Origin of the sequence: Streptomyces rubellomurinus, from assembly GCF_000961885.1 — a bacterium.
GTDB classification, from domain to species: domain Bacteria; phylum Actinomycetota; class Actinomycetes; order Streptomycetales; family Streptomycetaceae; genus Kitasatospora; species Kitasatospora rubellomurina.
This window is the reverse complement of sequence record NZ_JZKH01000216.1, coordinates 1-2,374: the sequence shown is the minus strand read 5'-3', so window position 1 is coordinate 2,374 and position 2,374 is coordinate 1. Positions and strand designations below refer to the sequence as shown.

Genomic DNA, 2,374 nt, shown 5'->3' with positions numbered 1-2,374 from the left:
ACCTACGCCCACGACACCAACGGCACCTTCTGGTCCGTCGACCCCAAGGGCCCGGGCTGGACCAAGTTCTGGGGCGGCCCCGCAGCCGTCGCCTCCTGACACGCCCCTCCGCACCAGCGCCGGGCCCCGTCACCGCCGGCCCCGACTCCACCGAGTCGGGGCCGGCGGCCTTCGTCCCGAGGACCTAGGGCGCGTATCTGGTTGTGATCAATCTGCTGGTTCTGCCTTCGTTGTGGGGGTGGATTCGGTAGATAGTCATGGGTGACGCGAGTGCAACTGAGTGACGCGGAGTGGGAGTTCATCGAGCTGCCCACCACGACGCCGCCGGGATGCACCTGGACCCCGACGCGCTGGCCGCTCTGGAGAAGGCGGCCGACGAGGCGGAGGCGGCTCGGCAAAAAGGGGCGGCCCGGAGGAACAAGACGGACAGGACACCGCGGACGACCCCGACCGGGAGGAACAGAGACGCGCCCGACGCCGTCGCAAGCTCCGCCTGAAGGCCGCCCTGCTCGGACGCTCAAGGGGTGGGCAGACCAGCAAGGTCCACGTCGCCGGCGAGCGCAGGTGCCGCCCGCTGGAGTTCATCCTGACCGAGGGCCAGGCCGCCGACAGCCCGCAGTTCATCCCCGTACTCAAGAAGGTCCGGGTCCGCGGACCGGTCGGCCGCCCCCGCACCAGGCCCGACGCGGTCGCCGGGGACAGGGCCTACTCCTCCCGCGGCAACCGCGCCCACCTGCGCGGGCGCGCGATCAAGGCCGTCATCCCGGAGAAGAAGGACCAGGCCGCCAACCGGAAGAAGAAGGGCAGCAAGGGCGGCCGGCCCGTCAGCCACGACGCCGACCTCTACAAGGAGCGCAACACTGTCGAGCGCCTGATCAACAGGCTGAAGGCCTGGCGAGGCATCGCCACCCGGTATGACAAGACCCCCGCGAGCTACCTCGGCGGCCTCCACCTTCGCGGCGCGATGATCTGGCTCAAAGACCTCACCAAGACCAACCCTTGATCACAACCAGATACGCGCCCTAGTCCGGCCTGTTGAAGGCGCGCGGGCAGCCGGTTGGGCACCAGGGGTCAGCCGGGGAGGTGGTACGCATCCTCGGGTCGGCGTGGATCGTCTTGCCGTAGATCCTGGCGCCACTCGCCGGCCCCGGCCGGGCGGTGGTTGTGCACATGCGGTCGAAGTGACCTGTCAGCGCACAATTCACGGCGATCACGGCGACGCGCACGGTACGGTCGGCCCACCCAGTCGACGCCCGGAGGCCGCCATGGTGTCCACTCCCCCCGCCACCCGACCCGGTTGGAACGAGCTTCCTGCCGCCGTCCGTATGGCCGTCGAGGAACATGCCCGGTCCCAGGTGATCGGAGTGGATTACCCGTCCGGCGGGTTCACGCCGGGCATCGCCGCGCGCCTGCGGCTCGCGGACGGCGGCCGGGTGTTCATCAAGGGCGTGCCGGCCGAGGATCGCACCGCGGGCATGTACCGGGCCGAGGCCGCCGTTGGGCCGCATCTGCCCTCCGGGGTCGCGCCGGCGCTGCTGTGGACGGTGGAGACGGGGGGCTGGCTGGTCCTGGGCTTCGAGGACGTCGACGGCACGACTCCTGAGATCGCGCCCGGCTCTGCAGGGCTCGGCGCTGTGCTCGCGACGGTGGGCGAGCTCGGTGGACTGCTGACGCCGTGCCCGGCTGGGCAGACCGGGCCGTTCTCCGTGCTCGCCGGCACCCTGGCCGGGTGCTGGGAGCGCCTGGCCGAGGGCGGCCTGGACGGCTGGGACCAGGAGCACGCGCCCGAGCTGGTCGCCCTCGATGATCCGGCCGCGCTGGTGCGGGCGACCGAGGGCGACACCCTTCTGCACTGCGACCTGCGCGCGGACAACATGCTGCTCTCGGACGGCCGGGTGCGGGTGATCGACTGGTCGTGGTTCGCCCGCGGCGCCGCCTGGGTCGACGCGGCGTTCTTCCTGCCGCAGCTGATGCTGGCCGGCCACGCCGCCGCCTCCGCCGAACACCTGCTCGCCGAGCAGGTGCCGGCCTGGCGGGAGGCGCCCGAGGACGGGGTGCTGGCGTTCGCGGCCGCCATCACCGGGTACTGGGCGTGGCAGCAGCGCACCGGCCCCGGCGGCGCGCTGGGCGCCTACCGGGGCCGGGCCGCCGCCGCGGGACGGGAGTGGATCGCTCACCGCACGGGCTGGAACACCCCCGTCCCGGTGACTTTGTAGCAGCCGCGGCGGTCAGGTCTGCGAAGCCCCGGGCGAGGACCGCGTGCAGGTGTGCGGGGTGGAGGTAGCCGAGGTAGTCCTTGCCGCTGCGCCCGTCCGGCGCGCGCAGCAGCGCCTCGACGGCCTGGTGAACCGTCACCTTCATGGTGCCGTGGAGG

Annotated in this window: 1 protein-coding gene and 1 pseudogene; both read left to right on the top strand. The window is 72.2% G+C overall.

Annotated elements, in window-relative coordinates; all coding sequences use genetic code 11:
- Positions 1–311 precede the first annotated feature (311 nt).
- Positions 312–1,003, top strand: a pseudogene (locus VM95_RS41085) (IS5 family transposase); the annotation flags it as partial.
- A 361-nt stretch (positions 1,004–1,364) separates the two neighbouring features.
- Positions 1,365–2,216, top strand: coding sequence for a phosphotransferase family protein (locus VM95_RS37315; protein ID WP_157882306.1), 852 nt, complete (start codon positions 1,365–1,367; stop codon positions 2,214–2,216).
- The last annotated feature ends 158 nt before the right edge of the window (positions 2,217–2,374 follow it).